Origin of the sequence: Streptomyces sp. NPDC058678, from assembly GCF_042714835.1 — a bacterium.
Classification (GTDB): domain Bacteria; phylum Actinomycetota; class Actinomycetes; order Streptomycetales; family Streptomycetaceae; genus Streptomyces.
In genome coordinates this window covers 35708-54829 of the sequence record NZ_JBHXSG010000008.1, presented here as the reverse complement: position 1 = coordinate 54829, position 19122 = coordinate 35708, and the positions used below count along the sequence as shown (strand labels likewise).

Sequence of the window (19122 nt, the reverse complement as noted above, 5' to 3'; positions counted from 1 at the left end):
CCCCGGGGTGGGTGGCGCCCGGCCCCGCGGGGGGGGGGGCCGGGCGCCCCCCCCCGCCTCCTGGGTGGGGGGGGTGGGGCCGTCTTCTCGCCCCCCCCCCCCCCGCCTCTGTTCGTTGCGAGCTGAAGGATCAGAGGATCGCACCGTCAGTGATCTTGGTGGCTATGCCGTTCTCGATCACGACCTCGGCCTCCACGCCCTTCTTGGCGGCCTTCTCCAGGTCGGCCTCCTCGCACGGGGCGTCCACCTTCGAGCCGGCGGTGCCGCAGATCTGGCCCCCGCCCAGGATCACGGTGTCCTCGGCGAGGAAGAAGGCCTGCTGTTCTCCGCCGGAGCCCTGGGCCGAGGGACCGTCGACCAGGTACTTGCCGGGCGCCACGTACCGCACGATGCCGTACCAGGTGCCGTTGACGCCCTTGCCCTTGTTGAGGCCGTCCACGACGGTCTCGCCGGTGTCGGACGTGCTCCCGGCGTCGGGCGTGCTGCCGCCGGACGTGCTCCCGGGCTCGGACGTGCTGCCGCCGCCGGAGGAGGACGCGGAGGCGCGGCGCTCGGTGATCTCCGTCGCGGCGCCGTCCTTCATCACCACATCGGCGTCGACGGAGCGTCCGCCCTTGGTGGCGGTCTCCAGGTCGGTCTCCTCGCACGGGGCGTCCACCTTCGACCCGGCCTCGCCGCAGATGGTGCCCGCGCCAAGGATCTTGGTGTCGTCCGCGATCCAGAACTGCTGGTCGGACTTGCCGGACACGCTGACGATGTACTTGCCCGACGCGAGGTACTTCACCGACCCGCCCGCGAAGGTGCCGCTGACGCCCTTGCCGCCGGACTTGTCCGCCGCCGCGGTCGCGTCGGCCTTGCCGGAGGAGCTGCCGGCGGCGTCGTCGCCCTGGTTGCACGCCGTCATCAGCAGGGTGCCGCCCAGGAGCGCGGCGGAGACGAGGAAGGCCTTGCGACGGTTGCGGGTCATGGGTCGATTCCCCTGTGTAGTCGATTGGTTGGTGCTGAGGTGTGGTCGGTTCCTCAGCGCCTGTTTGACGACTATGAGGGGGCCGGAACCCGAACGGATGCCTCGGTCCTTGATCCAGGACGACCCCGTCACAGTCCCGTGACATGAACAACTCGGGGTAACAGAACGGAGGTTGCTGCTCCTCGCGTCGCGTCGGGGGCATTGACGGCTGCCGATCACCTCAGCGGGTTCCGGCGGAGGGCCGGCCGGGCGGGGAGCGCCGTGGCGGCAGTGCCAGTACGGCCGTGGGTGCGAGCACGCCGGTGTGGGTGAGCGGCAAGAGGTGCGGGTGAGCGTGCCGGTGATCCGGCGGCGAAGGCGGTCGGCGTGAGCAGGGCCATACCCGTGCCGAGAGCCGTCGCGACCGCGGGGGCGGCGAGTGTCTCCATGCGCAGGACGCGCGTGACCTGGGACCACACTGCGAGGCGGACCGCCTTCCACGCCTCTGCGCACTCCTTGGAGAGCAGATGGCGGCCCTGGGCCACGGGAAACAGCCGGCCGTCCTCGGCGGTGCCAAACCCGTTGACGTGCTCGCGGACCAGGCGCACGAGCACCGGCGGGATCGACACCGGCCGGGTGGCCTTACGGCCCGCTTCTCGACCCCGTGTGGACCATGCTCCCCGCTGCAAGCTCGTGGCCGGTACGCTGTACCCGCTCCACCCCAGGTGGGCAGGGGCGCAGGTGGGTTGCCCGAGCGGCCTAAGGGAACGGTCTTGAAAACCGTCGTGGCAGCGATGTCACCGTGGGTTCAAATCCCACACCCACCGCAGCAGGTCAGAAGGTTGCAGGTCAGAAGGGGTGCCCTCTCCGGAGCGGCACCCCTTCTCTGTGCACCCTGTCTCACCCTGATTCGGCGGTATCCCACTCCTGACCAGCGCGTGCGGCCAACCTGCGGCCAGGATTCAGGGCCCTTCGTCCTCGCCCTCGTGCTCTGCCAACCCCTGCTCGATCAGGGCGTTCATCTTCGCTTCCTCCCCGTCCAGAACCTTGGCGTAGTAGCGCTGAAGTACGGCGACGCTCTGCCCCGCGCGCCGGGCGGTCTCGGCGAGGCTCACCCCGGAGCGGAGCCAGAACGACACGCAGGCGTGCCGCAGGTCGTACGGGATCGCGGCCAGCGGAGAGGCGACCTGCGCGGGCGTGAGCACCTTCCGGCGTGCCTCCTTCCACGCGGCCCCGTACTCCTGCGAGCGGATCGGCCCGCCCCGTACGGCGCTGAAGAGCCGACCCTCAGGCGTGGTCCCGAACGCGTCGAGGTGGGCACGCAGAATGGCGACCAGTACCGGAGGGATGGGGACGGGCCGGACAGCACGGCGGGCTCGGTGCTTCAGTTGCCGTTCCTCGTACGGCTTGCCGTCGTCCGTCCACGCGGACCCCACTTGCGGCCGGGCGCCAGAGAGCATCAGCCGCCCCCACCCTTCTGCGGGGAGGTCGCACTGGTCGGCGCTCAGCATGGACACCTCTTCCGGGCGCATCGCCGCGTAGTAGATGCACGCGAAGAACGCGACCAGGTGAGCACCGCGCGGCCCTTGCGCACGGACCGCGTCCAGCAACGCCCTTGCCTGCGCGGGCGTGGCGACGCTGCGCACGTCCAGTTCCTCCACCGCTTTCGGTGTCTCCCAGTGCACGCGGAGCAGGGGATTTCCGGGCAGCAACTCGTGTTCGACGGCGAGACGCAGGCAGTTGCTCAGCACTGCGCGACGGCGCCGGAACGTGTTGGCAGCCGCCGACTTCCCGTCCTGCCGCTTGGCCAGGTGCTCCAACACCGTGCGCACGCGCTTGGCGCTGTCCAGGTCGACCACGGCCGGCGCGTTGCGTTCCACCCATGCCAGGGCCTTGGCCTCCGCCTCTGGCGGGTCCTGGTCGTGACGTCCAGCGTTGAAGCCCCACTGGTAGAGGGCACGGCGCAAGAGCTCGTCTTCCGGGCGCCCCCGGCCCGCCGGACACAGAGCCATCGTTGCGATGGTGAGGCTTTCCGCGATGCTCGCCCGGTGCTTCGCCGCCGCTGTCGGCCACTTCCGGGCAGCGTGCGCGCGGGCGTGGGCGTACCAACTCGTACGGTTCCGCTCGCGCACCTCCGAGACGGGAAGCCCCGTCTCGGTGTCGAACGGCTCTCCCTTGCGGGTCGCCGTCAGCAGCTCCGCCCGGCGGGCGTCCGCGAGCGTCTTGGTCGCGAACTTCTCTTGGTACTCCGTCCCGTCGACCTGCCAGCGCAGTTGGAACGGGGCGGCCTTGCTGGGGCGCTTGCGCACGCTCCAGAGGCGCACGTCGTAGCTATGCATTGATCTCCCTCACAGAAGAGGGGCCCCTCCGCTCGGCGGGGCCCCTCCGGGGCGGTCTGGTTCAGGCGCTCATCTCGTGCTTCGCCCACCACGCGTCGAGGTCGCTGCGGCGGCAGCGGATCTGCCCGTTCGGCAGCTTGATGAGCTTCGGGGCCTTGCCGCGGGCGCGCATGCGATAGAAGGCGGCGCGGCTCATCTCGATCTCTTCGAGGACTTCGCGGAGCTTGAGCTTCTCGGTGCCAGCCAAGACAAAGACTCCTTCTCAGAGTTCAACGGAGGGGGTACCTCTGAGGGCCGCTACTTCCGCTACCGCCGCTACCTCGCAGGTCAGGGGCCTGTTGGAGGTAGCGGGAAGGGGTAGCGGTAGCGGATAGGTAGCGGCGGGGTAGCGGCAAGTTTCGGTGCTTGCCGCTACCGCATCACTGCTGGTCAGGCCACGTTTTCGGTGCCGGGTAGCGGAGGTAGCGGACTTTCCGGGGGTGGGGGGCAGTAGCGGGCCCACGCGTCCCAGAGATCGGCGGAGTAGTAGCCCTTGAGGACGCTTCCGGCGGTCTTGATGTTGCGGGAGGCGATGGGCTCGTTGTCGGCGGTCATGTACTCGGCGAGCATCTTCGAGAGGCGCCGGTTGTCGAGGGGCTTGCCGTGGAGGTCGGCCCATGGGGCGTCGTCGAGGGCGTTGAGCCGGTCGAGGATGGCGACGGTGGGCAGGCGGTCGATGCCGACCATGACGTGGTCGCGCAGGTCGGTCAGCAGCCGGACGCCGATGCTGCCTTTGTCGTTGGCGCGGGAGGCTTTGACCAGGGTCAGGCAGGCTTCCCGGGCCCGCTCGGGCCAGTGGCCGCCGGCCGCGTCGGCGACGGCGAGCAGCGGTTCCCACACGTCCGCCGGCCGGTCGGCGACTCCGTCCGGCATGTCGGGCCACGCGCCCATGACGAACTCGCGTGCGTGCTCTGCCCATTCGGCGAGCCGGTCACGGAGCTTGTGTCCCTCGGCTTCGTGGATGCGGGCCCGGAAGGGCTCCACCTTCTCGTTCCTGGCACGGCGGCGCATGCGGATGATGACGGAGCGGGTCAGGATCGTGTCGGGCAGCGAGCCGAGACCGGCGACGGCCACCGCGCAGTACGAGGGGAACGCCTGCACGGTCTGGTTGCCGCCGTCGCCGATGCACCGGTAGGTGACCCCGGTGCGGCGGTGTCCGGCGTTGAGGAATCCGCGCAACTCCTCGTTGTCCCCCGCCTTCGGGCCGAAGACGGTGTCGATCTCGTCGAACAGGATCGTGGGCTTGCCGTTGGCCCCGGAGACGGACCGGAACAGGGCGGCGGCGGACGCGTTGACGGCCGTCATCGGCTGCGGCACAAGGGTTTCCACGATCTCCAGCGCCCGTGTCTTGCCCGACCCCGGCTCGGGACTCAGGAAGGCGATACGGGGGGTGGAGTCGAAGCAGTCGAGCAGGTGAGCGTGCGCGTCCCACAGGGCGACTGCGACGAACGCGGCGTCGGTGGGGAAGACGTTGAAGCGGCGGTGGAAGGCTTCCACCTCGTCCAGCAGCGCGGCGCCGTCGATGGCGGTGGTCATGCGGCGGGCCTCCCTTCGGTGGGGGCGGCGGGCGTTCCGGTGCAGGTGGATCGGTGGTAGTCGTACTCGGCGACCAGCGCGGCCACGTTGTGCTGGCCGGCGGCGGTGCCGGTTTCTCCGCAGGGGCAGGCGTAGGCGGCGGTGGGGGTGTCGCCGTAGCGCTTGGACCAGCGGGCGCCGTCGTAGTGGTGGCGGTAGACCGGCGGGGCGGAGATACGGATACCGGGCCGGTCCGGCGTCGGGTCGGTGACCGCGTGCCGGTTCGAGCGAAGAGCTGTCACGACGCCCTCACGGGCGGCACCCTTCGGGGCGCCAACGGACGTCCGGGGTGCGGCCGGTCCGGCGGCGGACGGCCCGGACGCGGTTGGGGTGATGCTCTTCAGGGAGGGGCGGGGAGGGGTGCTCATGCCGTCCTCCGCCGCTGGTTGTGAGCGATGGACCAGTTCAGGGCGCTGCGGAGGGTGGAGCGGCACTCGGCGACGGTGAGGCCGGCCGCCTCGCCTGCCTCCTGAAGAGCCTGCTCGACCATGTGCCGGGGGAGGTCGCCCCACGCGACGAACCGCCCCAGGGCGCGCGCGGCCCGGAACAACGCGGCCTCGCGCCCGCCGTGGACGGCGCCCGCCACGTTCTGCGCCTCACGGGCGAGTGCTACGTCCGCGTATCGGCGGGATTGCCCCATCGTGGCCACTGGCGGCGCCTCAGGCGGCTCGGGGGCAGGACGGAGGATGCTCAGCAGCCATCCGGGCACAGCGGCCACCGCAGGGCCGCACAGAGCTTCGTAGGGTCCGGCCGGGGTGGTGCTTCCGGCGGCGACGACGTAGCCGCCCCATGCGCGGGTGTCGACTGAAGCGGCCACCGTGCGTGCGGTGTTGGTCAGTCGGACCCCGGGCGGTGCGGTGAAGTACAGGTGCTCACCGCCGCTCGCGGTCCGGGTGCGGTAGGTGGCGGGGATGGCGTGCCCGGCGCGCTCGCAGAGCGCTCCAAAGGTCGTCACGCCGGAAGGCGTGTCTGAACTGCTGTTGTCCTTGGGCACGTCCAGGTCGACCACCAGTAGCCCGGAAGGGCCGGTGGCGATACCGACGTTGAACGGCGCCCGCGCCCACGTCGCGCGGATACGGTCCGGGTCGGTCGTGGCCCGCTGCTCCCACTTTCGGTGCCCGTCGGCGCAGGGCCCGGTGCCGGGGCAGCGCTGCTCTCCGTGGAGGGCGGGGCGCTTGGTGCCGGGACGGAGCGGGAAGACATGCCAGCCGCGTTCGGCGGCGTCCAGGGCCGCACGGATCAGGTGCTCGCTCATGCCGCCGCCTCCCAGCCGGTTGCGGCCAGCAGGGCGAGTGCGGCGCACCCGATGTGCTGGGCGTAGGCCGGGGGGATGCACTCGCGGATGCCGTCGCGGTTCATCCACGGCACCCCCAGCACCCTGCGGGCGAGGGGGACACCGGAAAAGTTGCCGACGAACTGGCCGTAGTGGCCGGGCGGGACGGGGCGGCCCATCTTGGCCTGCGGCACCAGGTGCGCCGGGTGGCCGGGCTGGGTGAGGCGGAAGCCGCCGCCGGGCTCGAAGTACCGGTGCCGGTAGTTGTCCAGGCCGAACATCTGCCCGCAGAGCATCACCGGTTCACGCAGCTTGGGTGCCGCACCCCGGACGTTCTCCATGACCCACGGGCGGCCGGTGGTCTCCAGTGCGCTGCGAGTGGGGGCGATGAGGTCGGGATGGGTGTTGTTCTGGATGCGCTGGCATTCGGTGTCGTGCTGGCAGGGCGGGGAGGCGTGGATGAAGTCGAACGCGGCGCCGTGTTCGAGAACGAACGCGATGGCGTCGGCCTGGACGAACCGGAAGGGGTAGCGGGGCTGCGGGTCTTTGTCGACGCCGGTCACGTCGAAACCGGCGTCGGCGTAGCCCTTGGCGGCACCGCCCTGGCAGCAGAACAGATCCAGCAGCGTCGGCCGGTGGCCGCGCACTCGCTGGAAGGTGGCGGGTTGCGTCATGCTGGGAGACCTCCACAGGTCAAGTGGTTGGCAGGTGGACAAGGGCGGCCCCGCGACTTTGGCGAGACGAGGGGGCCGCCCTTGGCGTAGCTAGCCGTGGAAGTGGTTGCGCTTGATCACGGCTTTGCGGATGTTGACGGTCGTTCCCTCCCGGTGGCCGCTCGCGCTGAGCACCTGCACGGCGATCCATCCGCCGAAGATGACGGCGGCCAGGGTGATGAGCTGGGTGATGAACGCGGTGAGCGCGGCGATGAACGAGGTGAGCAGCAGCAGTCCGCCGCACACCGCGAGGAACCCGACGCCTCCGAGGGCGACGTTGACCGCCGTGCGGGAGACGGCCGGCTTGGCGGCCACCGGCTCCGGGCGGGCGTGGTCGATGGCGTAGCCGGTGACGAGGCGGCCGTCCGGGAGGACGATGCTCGCGACCGCCGGCACCGCGCCCGGCTGGACGGGTACGACCGGCGCCGGGTACGCGACGGCGGGCGGGAGCGGGGGCGGCTGGTGGACTTCCACGGCCCGAACTGCGGGCGGACGGTGGGTGTGTTCGGGGTACATGCGGAATCCCTTCCTGTGCTCGGTTGGGGAGGCAGAGGCACCCCCTTCGGGATGCCGTGCGGAGGGGTGTTTCGGGGGTCTGAGCTGGGAGACTCCCCGCCTCCCCGAAACGGTGTTTTCGCTGATCAGCGCGGGGGAGGCGGTCCGGGGAGGGGGTTGGGGATTTCTCCCCGCCTCCCCGGACCGGACGGCCGTGCCTCCCCGCTACTCGGCGGCGGAAGCGGAACCCTCGGCGTCGCGGTTGGTGAGCGCCCGCAGGACGTGATCGCGGTGGATGACCATGACCCCGTGCGACTTCTTCGGCTCCTCGCCGTGCTCCTCCAACAGGCTCTTGAGCCGGTCGTTGGTCCACTGGTCGCCGTAGACGTCCGGGGCCAGCGCGTGCAGCCGCTTCAGAACCTCGTTCGTCCGCAGCCGGGGCGCGTCGCCGATGACGGAAGCAACGTCGGCGAGCGCGTCGCGCTCCTCTCCCTGGTCGACCACGCGCAGGGTGGCGACGCCGTCGCGCAGGGCCTTGGCCCGGTCGGCGACCTCGGCGGCCGGCTCGTCGTCGATGAAGTGGGTCCGCACCGTGATGGACGCCTGCCCGGCGGGGATCGTGATGCCGTCCGATGCGACCACGAGCGTGCCCTTGTCCAAGCCCTGGCGCAGCAGGTGCGGGGCGGCGCCGCCGTCAACTGCCTTGTCCCCCAGCGCCATCCGGGCCTGGGACTCGGTGCCCAGCACGAGGGACGCGCGGGTGTGGGCGCCCTCCCGCACGAGCTTGGGAAGGTTCTGGTCGGTGGGGTCCTGCGTGCCCTGCCACATCAGCACGTCGACGGCACGGCCCTGGTTGTGAATCTTGCGGACGCCCATGAAGTACCGGGACGTTGCCTTGGCTCCGCCGTAGGGCCGCTTGTCGTCGCCGACGACCGGGCACATGAACGCCAACTGTGCTTCGTCCACCAGCACGATCAGCGGCTCGAACACGATGCTCGGGTCACGGCGGCGCTCCTCGATCCGCCGGTTCATCTCCTCGACCGCGTCCTCGACCATCTCGGTCGCCTGGATGACGTGGTCATCGGACGGGCCCTCGATCAGCACCTGCGCGATGCCCTCGAACATGGCCCAGTCGCCGATGCCCTTCAGGTCGGCGATCCAGAACTGCACGGACCGGTCCAGCGCCAGCCACAGAGCGAGGGCGCGCAGGGCGGCGGTCTTGCCCTGGTTGGACAGACCCGTGACCAGCAGGTGCCGCTGATACAGGCTGATCGTGGCGGCATCACCGCGCAGGTCCTGCCCCCAAGGGGCCTTGCCGGTCTTGTAGTTCGCGGTCATCGTCTCGTCGGTGACCAGCGGCGACGGGCCGATCGGCTCGTCCAGCGCCCCCGAGTCGGCGATCCACAGCCGCACCGTGCGGGCCGCCTCGGGGATCGTGATGAACACCTCGTGCTCGTGCCGGGTCAGGTTCTCGGCGAGCTTCCGGCGCCGCTTCTGCACCTCGTTCGTGGCCACCCCGGACGGAAGCGTCACGTCGACTTCCACGCCGCATCCGGCGATCCGGATCGGTCCGAGCATGGACGCGCCGGCGTCGCCCATTTCCTTGATGGCGTTCTTGAGCGGAGCGATGCCGAGGTCGCGCAGGGCCTTGACCACGATGGACGGGGTGATCGGCTCCCCCTCGCCCGACCGGACGTTGGCGGGCAGCGCCCACGCGGGTGCGGCGTGCTGCTTGCTGCCGACCGACCACAGGGCCAGCAGGGCGAGGAACGGGCCGATGGTGAGCGCCGGGCCCCACACGACTTGCACGATGCGGATGAGCAGGGCGATGAAGTCGATGGTGGCCGCGAGCGGGGTGATGACGTCGCCGACGTGGCCGTTGTTGATGGCCATGATGACTCCGAGGGCGATCAGGACGCCGATGCTCATGCCGGCGCCGACCGCGACACCCTTGGCGGCCTCTACCGGGGAGTGGAGCAGGTCCATGCGGCGGTGGTGGCGGGCGGCGCGGAAGCGCTGCAACCGCTCCTCCCACTCTTCGGCCGCTTCCAGGTTCCCCGCGGCTTCCGCCGCCCGGATCATCCGCTCGTAGCGGGACCCGGTACGGCCGTCCCAGGTCCGGCGGGCCACGATCCGCCCGCCGTTGAAGGTGTAGAGGCTGTGCCGGGCCACCGCGCGGACAGTGGTCTTGGTCGTCTCGTGGGTCACCGCGCTCTTGACCGCGCGGCCGGAGCGGACCCACAGCGGTACGGGCGGCGCCGGCGGGGCGTCGGGCACGACGGTGAGCACCGTGGGTGCCGTGTCGTCGGCCGGGGGGTCGGTGGGCTTGTGGAGGTGAACGACGTTCTCAGACATGCTGGAACTGCTCCTGACTGCCCCTTCGGGGGCGGGAGTGAAGGAGTGCCGGGGTGACCGGGTCCGTGGAAAGAGCGGCCACCCCGGCGTGAGGGGGGTTGGCTGGTCAGAACCAGCCGGACGACTTCTTCTTGGCCTTGGCGCGGGCGGCCTCGGTGATCAGGCGCTGACGCTCGCCGTGCAGGGCGGTCAGCTCCGCGTTCAGCCGCATCTCGGCGGCGGAGCCGGTGGAGTCCATCTGCTCCTCGGCACGGCCCGCGCTGCGGCCTCGGGCGACGCGGTAGGAACCGCCAGCCAGGGCGCGGGCCATGGCGCGGCGCTCCGAGCCGTTCAGCGGCCACCACTCACCCCGACGCACCGCGTCCAGCTTCTTGGCCGTCTGCTGAATCGCCCGGTCCAGTCGGCGCAGGTCGGAGTTGCTCATGCGGCCTCCACTCGCTTCCACGCGGCCCGGAGGCGGACCTCTGATGCGGAGTGGCCGGCCGCCCGGAAGCGCACCGCCATCTCGCGATACGACAGGGCGGGCGACTCGCTGTGCCGGATCTCGTCGACCAGCACGTCAAGCTCCTCATCCGTGAGCGCGGGCGCGGCCTCCCACGGGAGTGCGGCGACCGTCTCAGTCGGGCCCCAGACGGGGAGTTCCCAGCGGGGTGTGACGTCGGGTGTGACGCCCCTCGTCACGCTGGTCAGCGCCCTGCCGGTGTCCTCGCCCTGCCGCGCCGCCTCCAGCGTCGACCACGCCCCGGCGAGGGTGGCGGCGGTCTTGGCCTGGACACGTGCGACGCGGGCACCGGCCTGCGTCACGGCCGTCAGCCGGGTCTCCTCCGTGCTCGCTTCCGACCGCAGCCGGGCACGGGCCACGGCCGCCTCATCCCGGGCCTCCTGCTGAATGCCCCGGATGACGTCCATTGCCCGGGGCGTGAGGGCGGTGCGCTCCCACAGCCCATGGACCAGCCACAGGGCCTTAGCCGCGATCGGCAGCCACGCCACAGCCAGCCACGCGCCCGTGTTCGCCTCGCTCATCAGGGCGTGCGCGACCAGCACTCCGGTAGCGGCCAGACCGAACGTCCAGCCCACGGACGTGACTGCGGGGCTGTGGTCACCCTGCGCGGCAAGGCGCCGCTCGTAGGCAAGGGTGGCCAGCCAACCGCCGTCGATCCCGAGACCGACGACCAGGGCGATCGGCCACGGCATCGCCGTGCCCAGCCACATCACGACCACGGCCAGGGTGAGCACCATGGACACCGCCGTCATCGCGACGGCGGGAAGCACAGTCTTGGCGTTCATCCGGCACCGCCCGCCGTGATGACGTCGATGGTGCGGTTGACCAGGGCGCGCCGTTCGGCGAGCACCTTGCGGCGGGCGCGGCGGATACGGCGGGCGTCCACCTCGTTCGGCGCGTGGTCAAGGGTGACGATCTGCGCGTCCAACAGGTCGACGTCCGCCAGGATCAGCGGCATCTCCAGGTCGATGGCGTCCAACTCAGCGTCCGTCGGCTCCATGAAGTCGGCGAACGCGGTAACAGCGTCCTGAACAGTGACGATGGGACTCATTGGGTCGTGTTCCTCTCACAGGGTGGACGGCCCGAACAGCGGCCCCGGAGTTGCACCTCCGGGGCCGCGCGCCGTTCATCGGGTGTAGGTGGGGCAGGCAGGTAGGCCTACTTCGGGGTGATCGTGATGTTGCCGGTCGGCTCGTATCCCCTGCTGCGCAAGCTGCGCTCGACCGCCTTCTTGGCGGCCTGCGGCGAGGATGCGCTCAACGTGCCGCTCGCGCTCGTGATCTCCCCAGGAGCCAGGGCGTCGGCGAGCTCTTCGGCGGTGAAGCTGTACTTCTGCACGAGGTTCTCCCTCGGTTTCAGGTCCGGCCTGTTCCGGCTCCCCTCAGCGCTGCTCGTACGAGACGAGCAGCGGAGGCAACCGGCCGCAGCGCTGAGCTACGGAGGGTTGTGCTTGCGCTGTACGTCACGCGGGAGTCCCGCGTAGCCGCCTACTTGGCCGAGGAGAGGCGGCGTGATCCCCATTCAGTTGTCAAAGAACGGCCGCTCCGATGAGCCTGGTAGCCCTCTGATCAGGGGCTCCCGTCTTCACGGGTACTCACCGAGCACTGTCAGTACAGGCGGGCACACTCGATGGTGTTGCACCACCTGCTCAGCTTGTTGGTACAAGCTGATGCAGTGATGCTGCACCCACGGAGGGTGAGTCGTCAAGCGTTTGGAGTCCGCATGTACCAACAAGTTGCGCGAGTGGTCCATGATGGGAGCATGAGCAAGCAGCCGAAGTACCGGCAGTTGGCCGACGCCCTGCGCCGTGAGATCGACAACGGCACCTATCCGCCAGGGTCTCGGCTGCCGTCCGAGAGTGAGCTTTCAGCCCGCTTCGACGCGTCGCGGAACACTGTGCGTTCAGGTCTCTCGCTGCTGGTCACGCAGGGACTCATCACGTCGAGCCAAGGGCTTGGATATGACGTCGCCAAGCACGAGGTCTTCGAGCTGAACGCGTCCCGCTTCGAAAACCTGGAGTTCCCGCAGAACGGCGATGCCTACAGCACCGACGTGACGAACGCTGGGCGCCGGCCTCACCAGAGGTTCCGCGTGGAGATGCTCCCGGCTCCGGATGATGTCGCTGAGCGACTCAAGGTCTCCGCAGGTACGACGGCTGTATTGCGGTTCTGTCATCGCTATGTGGACGACGTTCCGTGGTCCACACAGGCGACCTACTATCCGTCGTGGCTGGTCGATGCATCACCGAGACTGGCTGAGCCGGGAGACATCGAGGAGGGCACGACCCGCTATCTCGCATCGCGAGGAATCGAGCAGGTGGGGTACTTCGATGAGATCGCCGCCCGGATGCCCACGCCGGAGGAAGCCCGGCTTCTGGAGATCGGAGCTGGAGTGCCCGTGATGCTCTGGACGCGTACCGGCTACTCCGCAGACCGTCCGATCCGGTGCACCATCACGACGTTCCGAGGGGACCTGAACCGCATGAACTACGAGATCGGCGAACTGTCCGCCCGGGGCGAGAACACGTGATCATCACTCCGGCAGAACCGCACGACGTGACCAAGCTGCTCGTCTTTCGTCAAGAGGCGGCAGCTTGGTTGCGGGACATGGGGTCGGACCAGTGGAGTCGGCCGTATCCCGCTGACAAGCTGCTGGCCACGATTGAGGCTGGCACTGTCTTCATGTTGCGCGACGGACACACGACAGCCGCCACCATCACCCTGACCCCTCAGGCCGAAGAGAATCTGTGGACTGACGATGAGTTGGCCGAACCGTCGATGTTCGTAAATAAGCTCACGGTCGCCCGCGAGTACGCCGGACAGAACCTCGGCGGACGACTGCTCGATTGGGCCAGTGACCGTGCGCACCGTGCGGGCGCTCGATGGGTCCGGCTGGACGCGTGGACGACGAACGAAGGACTCCAGCGGTACTACCTGAACCAAGGGTTCACGCACGTCCGCACCGTTCGTGAAGGGGTCGCAGTGAATGGCGGACCAAGAGTCTCCGGATGGTTGGCGCAACGCGCGGCGATGCCGGCGGACCACGGCTTTACGGATCACACCCCGACTCCCGAGCGGCTCCCCTTCGCTGCTTGAGCGGTCGGGCCGCGAGTACTCATGATCATCTGCGGGTTTCCGCAGTGCGGGTTTCCGCAGCTTGTAACCGATTGATTTCGCATTTTCTGCTGGCATCCTCGTTGGTGGTCAAGGCTTTCGGGCGGCGCCCCCGCAAAGCATTAGGCAGCAGTGAGGCGGCGAACCTTGCCGCGACTCCTGGCTACTTCCGCCGCGTGCATCGCACGCCCCATCGAAGGAAACCTCCATGTTCACGGGCCCTCAGGCGCCGAATGCTGTGCTCGTACTCCTCGCGGCTGTGACCCTGCTTCTCACAGGAGCAGGTCTCGCGTACGTCACCTATGAGCACCCGTCTCTCACGCAGCCGATCACGGTAGCGACTGGAGGAGTGGCCCTGCTCTGCAACATGTTTGGGCTACTTCTCGCTCGCAAGTGAAGTTGTGGCCCTCAGCACTGGCAGCGCGATCCGGGGGCGGCGAGAAGCGTGATCGTCATCCATGCGTCCCCCCGCATGGTCTCAGGAGCGACTTTCCCCTGACCAAAGGGCGCTTACAGCAGGTGTCGGCTTGTGTCGGAAGAGCCGGGTAAGGCTGGACTTGTCGTCACTAAATCGGTAGGGGCTCCGCCATACGCGGCGGAGCCCCTACCGATTCATGGAAATGGACTCAGAGAAGCTGGAAGACCACCAAGAGGCGAGTTACCAGCTCCAGGAGGAGGCCGATGAGCGTTAGTGCTGCCGTTGCCAGTTGAAGCTTAATTAGCCATCGATGGAAGTTGCTTGTCGGAATTGACGGTCGATTTTTGGGTCGACGCCCTGATTTGCTCATGCATTCAGGATGGGGCGCGAAATTGTAACGATTACATATATCGACGAAGCATTATGGATCTTTACAAGACGCCACCAGGCGAACCATCGCTGTTGTAACGTCTTACGAAACGTTACATCCAAAAGGAGGCAAATGTCGTGGTTGATGCAAATGCGGCACACCGGTTGGCGGCGAGGTTGCGCGACCTCCACCTGCATGCTGGCGAGCCATCTATGCGCACGGTCGCAGGTCGCACGGGCGGCGTGGTCAGCCACAGCACGGTCCATCAGGCTTTGTCGGGGAAACGGACCCCTCGCTGGGGCGCATTGGAGCTGATTGTTGAGGCGCTCGGTGGAGACTCCGACGATTTCCATCCCTTATGGAAAGCCGCTCGATCGCAGGCTCGCGAAACCATGGAGGGGCGTACTGTAGCGACTGCGGGAGAAGACTCGAAACGCTTCAGAATGGAAGATGCGCTCGGATACTACGTCAGCGCGGAGGATGCCGCCCGCTATGAGATGTCCTTGCGACTCTTGAAGGACAGGGGAGCTAATGCTGCTGCAGCCTACCTAGCGGAGGAAATTGGAGAACGGTGGGCATCAATGCTTATGGATCCCTACCTCAGTATTCTCGAAGACCTTCAAGAATACGAAAAAATCTCCCAAGTGGTTGAAAAGTGTCGTGGCCTCGATATGCAATCGGCGCCAGCGGCGCATCGTGTAGCGAGATTTTTCGACGAGCATTACGAGGATTTTACTGAGTCGGCCCGGCATGAACGGAACGCTCTTCGGAGGGATCCCAATAATGCGGAATACGCTTGGTTCCTGGCGTCCTATTTGGAGGCCATCAAGGAAAATCGCGAAGCTCACAATTACTATGAGCTTGCTTCTAGAATGAAGCCCAATGATGCCGACTTCTTGCACTCATATTTGTCGTCTCTCCTCAAGCGGTCGGAATTTGCACTGGCTGAATCGGTCGCTACCACGTCACCCATTTCGAGCGAACGGCATGTTAAGTCTCTGACTGCTAACGCAATGGCGCTACAAGGTAAATTGGCGGAATCTGAAACACTGCTAAGGTCAATAACTGATCGTAATGATAGGGATAATCGGGACCTAGCAAAGATTCTCTCTGCGCAGGAAAAAACAGGTGAAGCTTTGGAGATTCTGAGAACCTGCTGGGCTGACGGAAGTGGGAACGTCGGGTCAGGGCTCCTGTACGCCAACATGCTCCGAGAAGCAGGAAGTGATGGTGAGGCTGACAGGGTGGTTGATCAGGTGATAGCGCGGACACGAAAGACCACCTCGTAGAGCGGCACTACACGGAGGCGATAGTGGCCGGGGTGTGGGGGCAGCGTGCCTCGCGGAGGCCTTAAGTTGCGAGCCGGGGAGGAGCCACCACGCCTTCCTTTGGCCATCCTCTGGCCAGAGGGCCACAGGGAGAACGCGCGCCATTGGAAAAGGTGCAGGTCAGAGGCGGCCTGACTAATCGATCCGCTGCGGTCTTGAAAACCGTCGTGGCAGCGATGTCACCGTGGGTTCAAATCCCACACCCACCGCACGTGAACGGCCCCTGACCAGGCGAATCGATCAGGGGCCGATCTCATGTGCGCTGCCCGTCAACGCCCGTGGTTCCCCGCCGGTTACCGGGCGATCGGCACGGCAGGGGCACGGCCCTTCGGCTACTCGTAGACGTTGTACGCCGTGGTCAGATCGTTCTGAGCCTGGGAAGCGACGGCGTCAGCAGCGTGGATAGTGCCGGGCGGCAGCACGGCGCCGGGCGGGAACCCCACGACTGCCGCACCCGGACTCACCCCGACGTTACGCTCGACAGTCGTCGGGCCGGTGTTGGTGACTGTCGAACCAGCCAGTACTCCGAAATCTGCTGCCGTACCCGCAGGCACAGGCGTGGCAACGGCACTTGCGCGTGTCGGTGACATCGCGATTACGGCAGCGGCGATCACCGCGGTTACTACCGCCGCGATCCAAAGCGACAAGGTGCGCCGTGGTGCACACCCGGGATATTCAGAGTCATCGGGGGGCTCAGCTCCTGCGAGTGGGTGGTGTCTGACTGACGGTTCTGACGGTGGCATATTATTCGAGGACGGGATCGATTCACGGTTGATTCGAGAGCCTTCGCCAGAATTAACCAACCAATCACGCCAATGCATAGAGATGTGTAATGGGCCGGGTGGTGTTGGCTGGTTTACTCCAAACGGGCGCCAGGGCGGGCCGTCACGGGGAAAAGCTTCTTCACGATCTCGGAATTCGTGAAGACCGGCGACCGGTCGAGCGTAATAGCGCGTGGTCACGCTCGCATTCGAGTGGCCGAGCCGATGAGCGGCCGTCATCACGCCGTACCGGTCGGCGACCCAAGTACCGTGCGAGGCGCGGAGATCGTGCGGGGGTCACGTCGGTCCGACCGGCCGCCGACACCGCCTGATCGAAGTACGCCTTGCGCCACTGGTCGTAGCGCAAGGGCTTGCCCGCAGGCGTGGTGAAGAGCAGCGTCACCCCCGCCGGGCAAGGTCTCCACGTGCTTCCAAAACCGCTTCGCAAGCGACGGCGCGATGCGCAAGAGCGCCTTCTGATGAGACTTGGGCGTCCTGCGTGGTGCGCCGGTGCTGGCTGCTGGCAAGCAGCGCAGCAATACGGCGTTGCTTCGCCTCCCCAATGGCCAAGAACGGCCGATCCACTTGACGAGGCCGTCACGCGTCGACGATCACAGGCGCCTTTTGGTGCCTTTCACAGGCGAGGGGCCGGTTCCGTTCTCAACGTCCGGCGCCAGTGCTCCTCCATTCGAGGCTCAGCGAACGGCGACCGGCATAATCTACCCGATCCGGTGGAAAGTATTATTAAAATGCACCAATCTTTCTCCCTTGGTGTACCTCTCCCAGGCGTCCCTCCCGCACCAGTGGGAGGGACGCCGTCTGAGTGACGCAGCCGTGACTCCGGACTGTCGAACGGCCCCCGCATCACCTCCCTCGTCACCTTCTGATCCGTAGCTCTATTTGCATCGGTCATGAGAGGGCACAGAGGCTCCAGGTGCTGAGACAACGCGCATAGTCGCGTGATCGCATACAGACGCATCGGCATATGGCTCCTCGTACCGTCTTATGACCGTTGCGCGACCGAGCCGACAGTGCTCGGGAACAACACGGTTCCACTCGGCTAGCGCTAGCCCGTCGCCCTCGACGTCAGCCGGCGAGGGCGGGAGCCGCCGTCACAGGCTCAGGATCGCTTCGTTCAGCTTCTTCTTCGAGGAGTCACTGCGAAGCTTCTCGAGCTTCGCAGCGGTCCTAGGCGGGCCAGGCACGGGAATTCTCCTCCTTTCGGTCGTCGGGCCGCACGATGCCACTCGGAGCACTCGGGTGATAGTCATATAAATCCGCCTCGACAGGGGAAGCATGAGACTGCCAAGCCTGCGCCGGGTCAATCGGCGTCCACCCACATCAAGGAGACAGAAAAAAATGCATCGAATCGCTAGCGTGCTGATCGGATCAGCGGCTCTTGTCGCTGTCCTCGGCTCTCCGGCAAGCGCCGACGATAATCTCCTCGGTCTGGTTCCCATCAAAGCGGACAACGCCAGCGCTCTGCACAACGCTAACGTTCTGGGCAACCCCACCATCAAGCTTCTGAACCAGGAATGACAGGTCGGTGCCCTCGACTTCGTCGGGGGCACCCCCAGTAATGAACCTGCTGTACCGCAGCTTGGCTCCATCCCGCCCACCGGCGCTCAGGACCACCCGCTGGCCGGGATGCTCTGCCCGTGTGAATCGAGAAGGTTCTAAATCAGCAACTGGGGGATCTGCACAGTGGTCCTCTGGCTGGTTGGATGACTGAAGGACCCGCCAAACGGGTGGCTCTGGAGCGCGATCTTCGCCTGGGTCGCCGTCATCGAGGCTGGGCAGCCCTCCGCCTTCCAGTCTCGCGAGCCCTATTTGCGGGCGGTGCCGGAGTCTGCGGTGCTGGAGCCTTCCGTGATGCCGCGCCGACGGCTGCGCCAACGGCCCTCCGTCTAGACGGAGGGCCGCCCTTTCCGTTCTGTCGCACGTGAGAGTGCTCCGACCCACCAACAGCAGCATCCCGCTTGGCGCGGCTCGGAGTTGTCCCTGACAGCCGCGCTCCGGTCGCGATCAGGTTCTCGCCCAGGTAAGTGCGGCAACTGCTAGGCCCTCCGTGATGATCAGGTGGCCGAAGCGTCGGTCTCCTGGTTCAACGGGCACGGTCTCGACCGTGGGGCCGTGGGGTACGTAGCGGGCACGACGACGATGACGACGGCTCGGCGGGGGCGCTCGCACCCGTCTGACCTGCGGTGGATACCTCGGCGCCGTTGATCGTCGAAAGGTCTTGAAAACCGTCGTGGCAGCGATGTCACCGTGGGTTCAAATCCCACACCCACCGCGCAGGTACGAAGGGGCGCCCCGATCCGGGGTGCCCCTTCGCGCGTGACGCGCTGCCTACGAAGCCGCCCGCAGCAAGCGCAACTGCCCGATCTCCGCCGCGTTCTTCATCAGCTCGGTGTTCGCCCAGGCGAGCATGTCGGCGATCGTGTGCTCGGGGTCGTCCTGCCAGGGGAAGGGGGCTGTGGCGGACAGGTCCTTGTCGGTGAGGCGGGTCAGGGCGGTCAGCCAGGCGCTGCGGAGGTCGCGGAGCCATTCGACCGTGGGTTTTCCGGCGCCGGGCCAGGCGACGTCGGTTCGGGCGCGCGGCGGGCGGCCCTCCACGTGATCGAGGGTGACGCCCCACCTGCCAGCTCAGCCAGGCGATGGTCGGCACGGGGACCGGGTCGGGCTCGGTGTCCGCCCAGTCCGGCAGCCAGGTGCCGTCGGGGGTCCGGCGTACCGTCCAGCAGTGGGGCGCCGGTTCCCACAGGAAGTCCTCGGGTTCGAGCCGGTCGAGATGGTATTCGAACAGCGACCAGGTGAGGTCGAACTGGCGGCGCAGCAGGTCGGATTGGGAAACGGTCACCGGGTGACACTGGCACACCGGTGGCCCGGCGAGAA

Annotated in this window: 19 protein-coding genes, 3 tRNA genes and 2 pseudogenes; 7 read left to right on the top strand and 17 right to left on the bottom strand. The window is 67.4% G+C overall.

The genetic code is table 11. The annotated features are described in order from the left end of the window. Positions 1 to 130: 130 nt before the first annotated feature. Together ACFWWR_RS10520 and ACFWWR_RS10515 are read right to left on the bottom strand one after the other, a co-directional pair. Positions 131 to 967, bottom strand: a complete 837-nt coding sequence (locus tag ACFWWR_RS10520) for a hypothetical protein (RefSeq protein WP_384302824.1) — start codon at positions 965 to 967, stop codon at positions 131 to 133. Positions 968 to 1182: 215 nt separating this feature from the next. Then, positions 1183 to 1575: a hypothetical protein gene (locus ACFWWR_RS10515; RefSeq protein ID WP_384302822.1), complete on the bottom strand. Its 393-nt coding sequence runs from the start codon at positions 1573 to 1575 to the stop codon at positions 1183 to 1185. A 111-nt stretch (positions 1576 to 1686) separates the two neighbouring features. On the opposite strand from ACFWWR_RS10515, the gene ACFWWR_RS10510 reads away from it, so the two are divergent. Beyond that, positions 1687 to 1773 (top strand) — tRNA-Ser (locus tag ACFWWR_RS10510). Positions 1774 to 1908: 135 nt separating this feature from the next. Here the strand turns inward: ACFWWR_RS10510 and ACFWWR_RS10505 are convergent. The 12 genes from ACFWWR_RS10505 to ACFWWR_RS10450 all read right to left on the bottom strand — a co-directional run bounded on the left by ACFWWR_RS10505 (position 1909) and on the right by ACFWWR_RS10450 (position 11575). Then, positions 1909 to 3285, bottom strand: a complete 1377-nt coding sequence (locus tag ACFWWR_RS10505; RefSeq protein ID WP_384302820.1) for a tyrosine-type recombinase/integrase — start codon at positions 3283 to 3285, stop codon at positions 1909 to 1911. A 61-nt stretch (positions 3286 to 3346) separates the two neighbouring features. Further along, positions 3347 to 3532, bottom strand: coding sequence for a helix-turn-helix transcriptional regulator (locus ACFWWR_RS10500; RefSeq protein ID WP_384302818.1), 186 nt, complete (start codon positions 3530 to 3532; stop codon positions 3347 to 3349). A gap of 182 nt (positions 3533 to 3714) precedes the next feature. Next, entirely contained in the window at positions 3715 to 4860 is a 1146-nt protein-coding gene (locus tag ACFWWR_RS10495) for a DUF3631 domain-containing protein (protein ID WP_384302816.1), read from the bottom strand. Further along, positions 4857 to 5267, bottom strand: a complete 411-nt coding sequence (locus ACFWWR_RS10490) for a hypothetical protein (RefSeq protein ID WP_384302814.1) — start codon at positions 5265 to 5267, stop codon at positions 4857 to 4859. The genes ACFWWR_RS10495 and ACFWWR_RS10490 overlap by 4 nt, the downstream gene beginning before the upstream one ends. Further along, the gene (locus ACFWWR_RS10485) at positions 5264 to 6154 is read right to left on the bottom strand and encodes a bifunctional DNA primase/polymerase (RefSeq protein WP_384302812.1); all 891 of its coding nucleotides are present in this window, start codon (positions 6152 to 6154) and stop codon (positions 5264 to 5266) included. Before ACFWWR_RS10485 ends, ACFWWR_RS10490 begins: the two co-directional genes overlap by 4 nt. After that, a complete protein-coding gene (locus ACFWWR_RS10480) occupies positions 6151 to 6846 on the bottom strand; it encodes a class I SAM-dependent methyltransferase (protein WP_384302810.1) in 696 nt (231 codons plus the stop codon). Before ACFWWR_RS10480 ends, ACFWWR_RS10485 begins: the two co-directional genes overlap by 4 nt. A gap of 90 nt (positions 6847 to 6936) precedes the next feature. Continuing rightward, positions 6937 to 7401 (bottom strand): hypothetical protein, encoded by a 465-nt coding sequence (locus ACFWWR_RS10475; RefSeq protein WP_384302808.1) that lies wholly within the window; start codon positions 7399 to 7401, stop codon positions 6937 to 6939. 204 nt (positions 7402 to 7605) lie between these two features. Next, positions 7606 to 9735, bottom strand: coding sequence for an FtsK/SpoIIIE domain-containing protein (locus tag ACFWWR_RS10470; RefSeq protein WP_384302806.1), 2130 nt, complete (start codon positions 9733 to 9735; stop codon positions 7606 to 7608). 106 nt (positions 9736 to 9841) lie between these two features. Then, positions 9842 to 10159, bottom strand: coding sequence for a hypothetical protein (locus tag ACFWWR_RS10465; protein ID WP_384302804.1), 318 nt, complete (start codon positions 10157 to 10159; stop codon positions 9842 to 9844). Further along, positions 10156 to 11022: a protein spdB gene (locus ACFWWR_RS10460; protein ID WP_384302802.1), complete on the bottom strand. Its 867-nt coding sequence runs from the start codon at positions 11020 to 11022 to the stop codon at positions 10156 to 10158. The genes ACFWWR_RS10465 and ACFWWR_RS10460 overlap by 4 nt, the downstream gene beginning before the upstream one ends. After that, positions 11019 to 11288 (bottom strand): DUF6284 family protein, encoded by a 270-nt coding sequence (locus tag ACFWWR_RS10455; RefSeq protein WP_384302800.1) that lies wholly within the window; start codon positions 11286 to 11288, stop codon positions 11019 to 11021. The genes ACFWWR_RS10460 and ACFWWR_RS10455 overlap by 4 nt, the downstream gene beginning before the upstream one ends. Positions 11289 to 11395: 107 nt before the next feature. Beyond that, positions 11396 to 11575 (bottom strand): hypothetical protein, encoded by a 180-nt coding sequence (locus ACFWWR_RS10450; protein ID WP_384302798.1) that lies wholly within the window; start codon positions 11573 to 11575, stop codon positions 11396 to 11398. Between the two features lie 423 nt (positions 11576 to 11998). On the opposite strand from ACFWWR_RS10450, the gene ACFWWR_RS10445 reads away from it, so the two are divergent. The 4 genes from ACFWWR_RS10445 to ACFWWR_RS10430 all read left to right on the top strand — a co-directional run bounded on the left by ACFWWR_RS10445 (position 11999) and on the right by ACFWWR_RS10430 (position 15675). Continuing rightward, the gene (locus tag ACFWWR_RS10445; protein WP_384302796.1) at positions 11999 to 12766 is read left to right on the top strand and encodes a GntR family transcriptional regulator; all 768 of its coding nucleotides are present in this window, start codon (positions 11999 to 12001) and stop codon (positions 12764 to 12766) included. After that, the gene (locus ACFWWR_RS10440; protein ID WP_384302794.1) at positions 12763 to 13332 is read left to right on the top strand and encodes a GNAT family N-acetyltransferase; all 570 of its coding nucleotides are present in this window, start codon (positions 12763 to 12765) and stop codon (positions 13330 to 13332) included. Before ACFWWR_RS10445 ends, ACFWWR_RS10440 begins: the two co-directional genes overlap by 4 nt. A gap of 943 nt (positions 13333 to 14275) precedes the next feature. Then, on the top strand, positions 14276 to 15427 hold the full coding sequence (locus ACFWWR_RS10435) for a hypothetical protein (protein WP_384302792.1): 1152 nt from the start codon (positions 14276 to 14278) through the stop codon (positions 15425 to 15427). A 151-nt stretch (positions 15428 to 15578) separates the two neighbouring features. Next, positions 15579 to 15675: transfer RNA gene (locus tag ACFWWR_RS10430), tRNA-Ser, on the top strand. Between the two features lie 123 nt (positions 15676 to 15798). Here ACFWWR_RS10430 and ACFWWR_RS10425 read toward each other — a convergent pair. Both ACFWWR_RS10425 and ACFWWR_RS10420 read right to left on the bottom strand, forming a co-directional pair. After that, entirely contained in the window at positions 15799 to 16056 is a 258-nt protein-coding gene (locus ACFWWR_RS10425; protein ID WP_383877023.1) for an ice-binding family protein, read from the bottom strand. 336 nt (positions 16057 to 16392) lie between these two features. Then, positions 16393 to 16721, bottom strand: a pseudogene (locus tag ACFWWR_RS10420) (tyrosine-type recombinase/integrase); the annotation flags it as partial. 865 nt (positions 16722 to 17586) lie between these two features. Between ACFWWR_RS10420 and ACFWWR_RS10415 the strand changes: the two are divergent. Together ACFWWR_RS10415 and ACFWWR_RS10410 are read left to right on the top strand one after the other, a co-directional pair. Further along, complete coding sequence (locus tag ACFWWR_RS10415; RefSeq protein WP_383877016.1) at positions 17587 to 17766, top strand: hypothetical protein; 180 nt, start codon at positions 17587 to 17589, stop codon at positions 17764 to 17766. Between the two features lie 662 nt (positions 17767 to 18428). Then, positions 18429 to 18522: transfer RNA gene (locus tag ACFWWR_RS10410), tRNA-Ser, on the top strand. A 54-nt stretch (positions 18523 to 18576) separates the two neighbouring features. Here the strand turns inward: ACFWWR_RS10410 and ACFWWR_RS10405 are convergent. Beyond that, positions 18577 to 19087: pseudogene (locus ACFWWR_RS10405) on the bottom strand (DinB family protein). Positions 19088 to 19122: the final 35 nt, after the last annotated feature.

Bases quoted from the DNA above. Each gene is read 5' to 3' on its own strand.
- ACFWWR_RS10475 (WP_384302808.1), bottom strand. From the start codon at position 7,401: ATGTACCCCGAACACACCCACCGTCCGCCCGCAGTTCGGGCCGTGGAA.
- ACFWWR_RS10425 (WP_383877023.1), bottom strand. From the start codon at position 16,056: ATGTCACCGACACGCGCAAGTGCCGTTGCCACGCCTGTGCCTGCGGGT.
- ACFWWR_RS10520 (WP_384302824.1), bottom strand. From the start codon at position 967: ATGACCCGCAACCGTCGCAAGGCCTTCCTCGTCTCCGCCGCGCTCCTG.
- ACFWWR_RS10470 (WP_384302806.1), bottom strand. From the start codon at position 9,735: ATGTCTGAGAACGTCGTTCACCTCCACAAGCCCACCGACCCCCCGGCC.
- ACFWWR_RS10495 (WP_384302816.1), bottom strand. From the start codon at position 4,860: ATGACCACCGCCATCGACGGCGCCGCGCTGCTGGACGAGGTGGAAGCC.
- ACFWWR_RS10415 (WP_383877016.1), top strand. From the start codon at position 17,587: ATGCATCGAATCGCTAGCGTGCTGATCGGATCAGCGGCTCTTGTCGCT.
- ACFWWR_RS10480 (WP_384302810.1), bottom strand. From the start codon at position 6,846: ATGACGCAACCCGCCACCTTCCAGCGAGTGCGCGGCCACCGGCCGACG.
- ACFWWR_RS10505 (WP_384302820.1), bottom strand. From the start codon at position 3,285: ATGCATAGCTACGACGTGCGCCTCTGGAGCGTGCGCAAGCGCCCCAGC.
- ACFWWR_RS10485 (WP_384302812.1), bottom strand. From the start codon at position 6,154: ATGAGCGAGCACCTGATCCGTGCGGCCCTGGACGCCGCCGAACGCGGC.
- ACFWWR_RS10455 (WP_384302800.1), bottom strand. From the start codon at position 11,288: ATGAGTCCCATCGTCACTGTTCAGGACGCTGTTACCGCGTTCGCCGAC.
- ACFWWR_RS10445 (WP_384302796.1), top strand. From the start codon at position 11,999: ATGAGCAAGCAGCCGAAGTACCGGCAGTTGGCCGACGCCCTGCGCCGT.
- ACFWWR_RS10490 (WP_384302814.1), bottom strand. From the start codon at position 5,267: ATGAGCACCCCTCCCCGCCCCTCCCTGAAGAGCATCACCCCAACCGCG.
- ACFWWR_RS10460 (WP_384302802.1), bottom strand. From the start codon at position 11,022: ATGAACGCCAAGACTGTGCTTCCCGCCGTCGCGATGACGGCGGTGTCC.
- ACFWWR_RS10465 (WP_384302804.1), bottom strand. From the start codon at position 10,159: ATGAGCAACTCCGACCTGCGCCGACTGGACCGGGCGATTCAGCAGACG.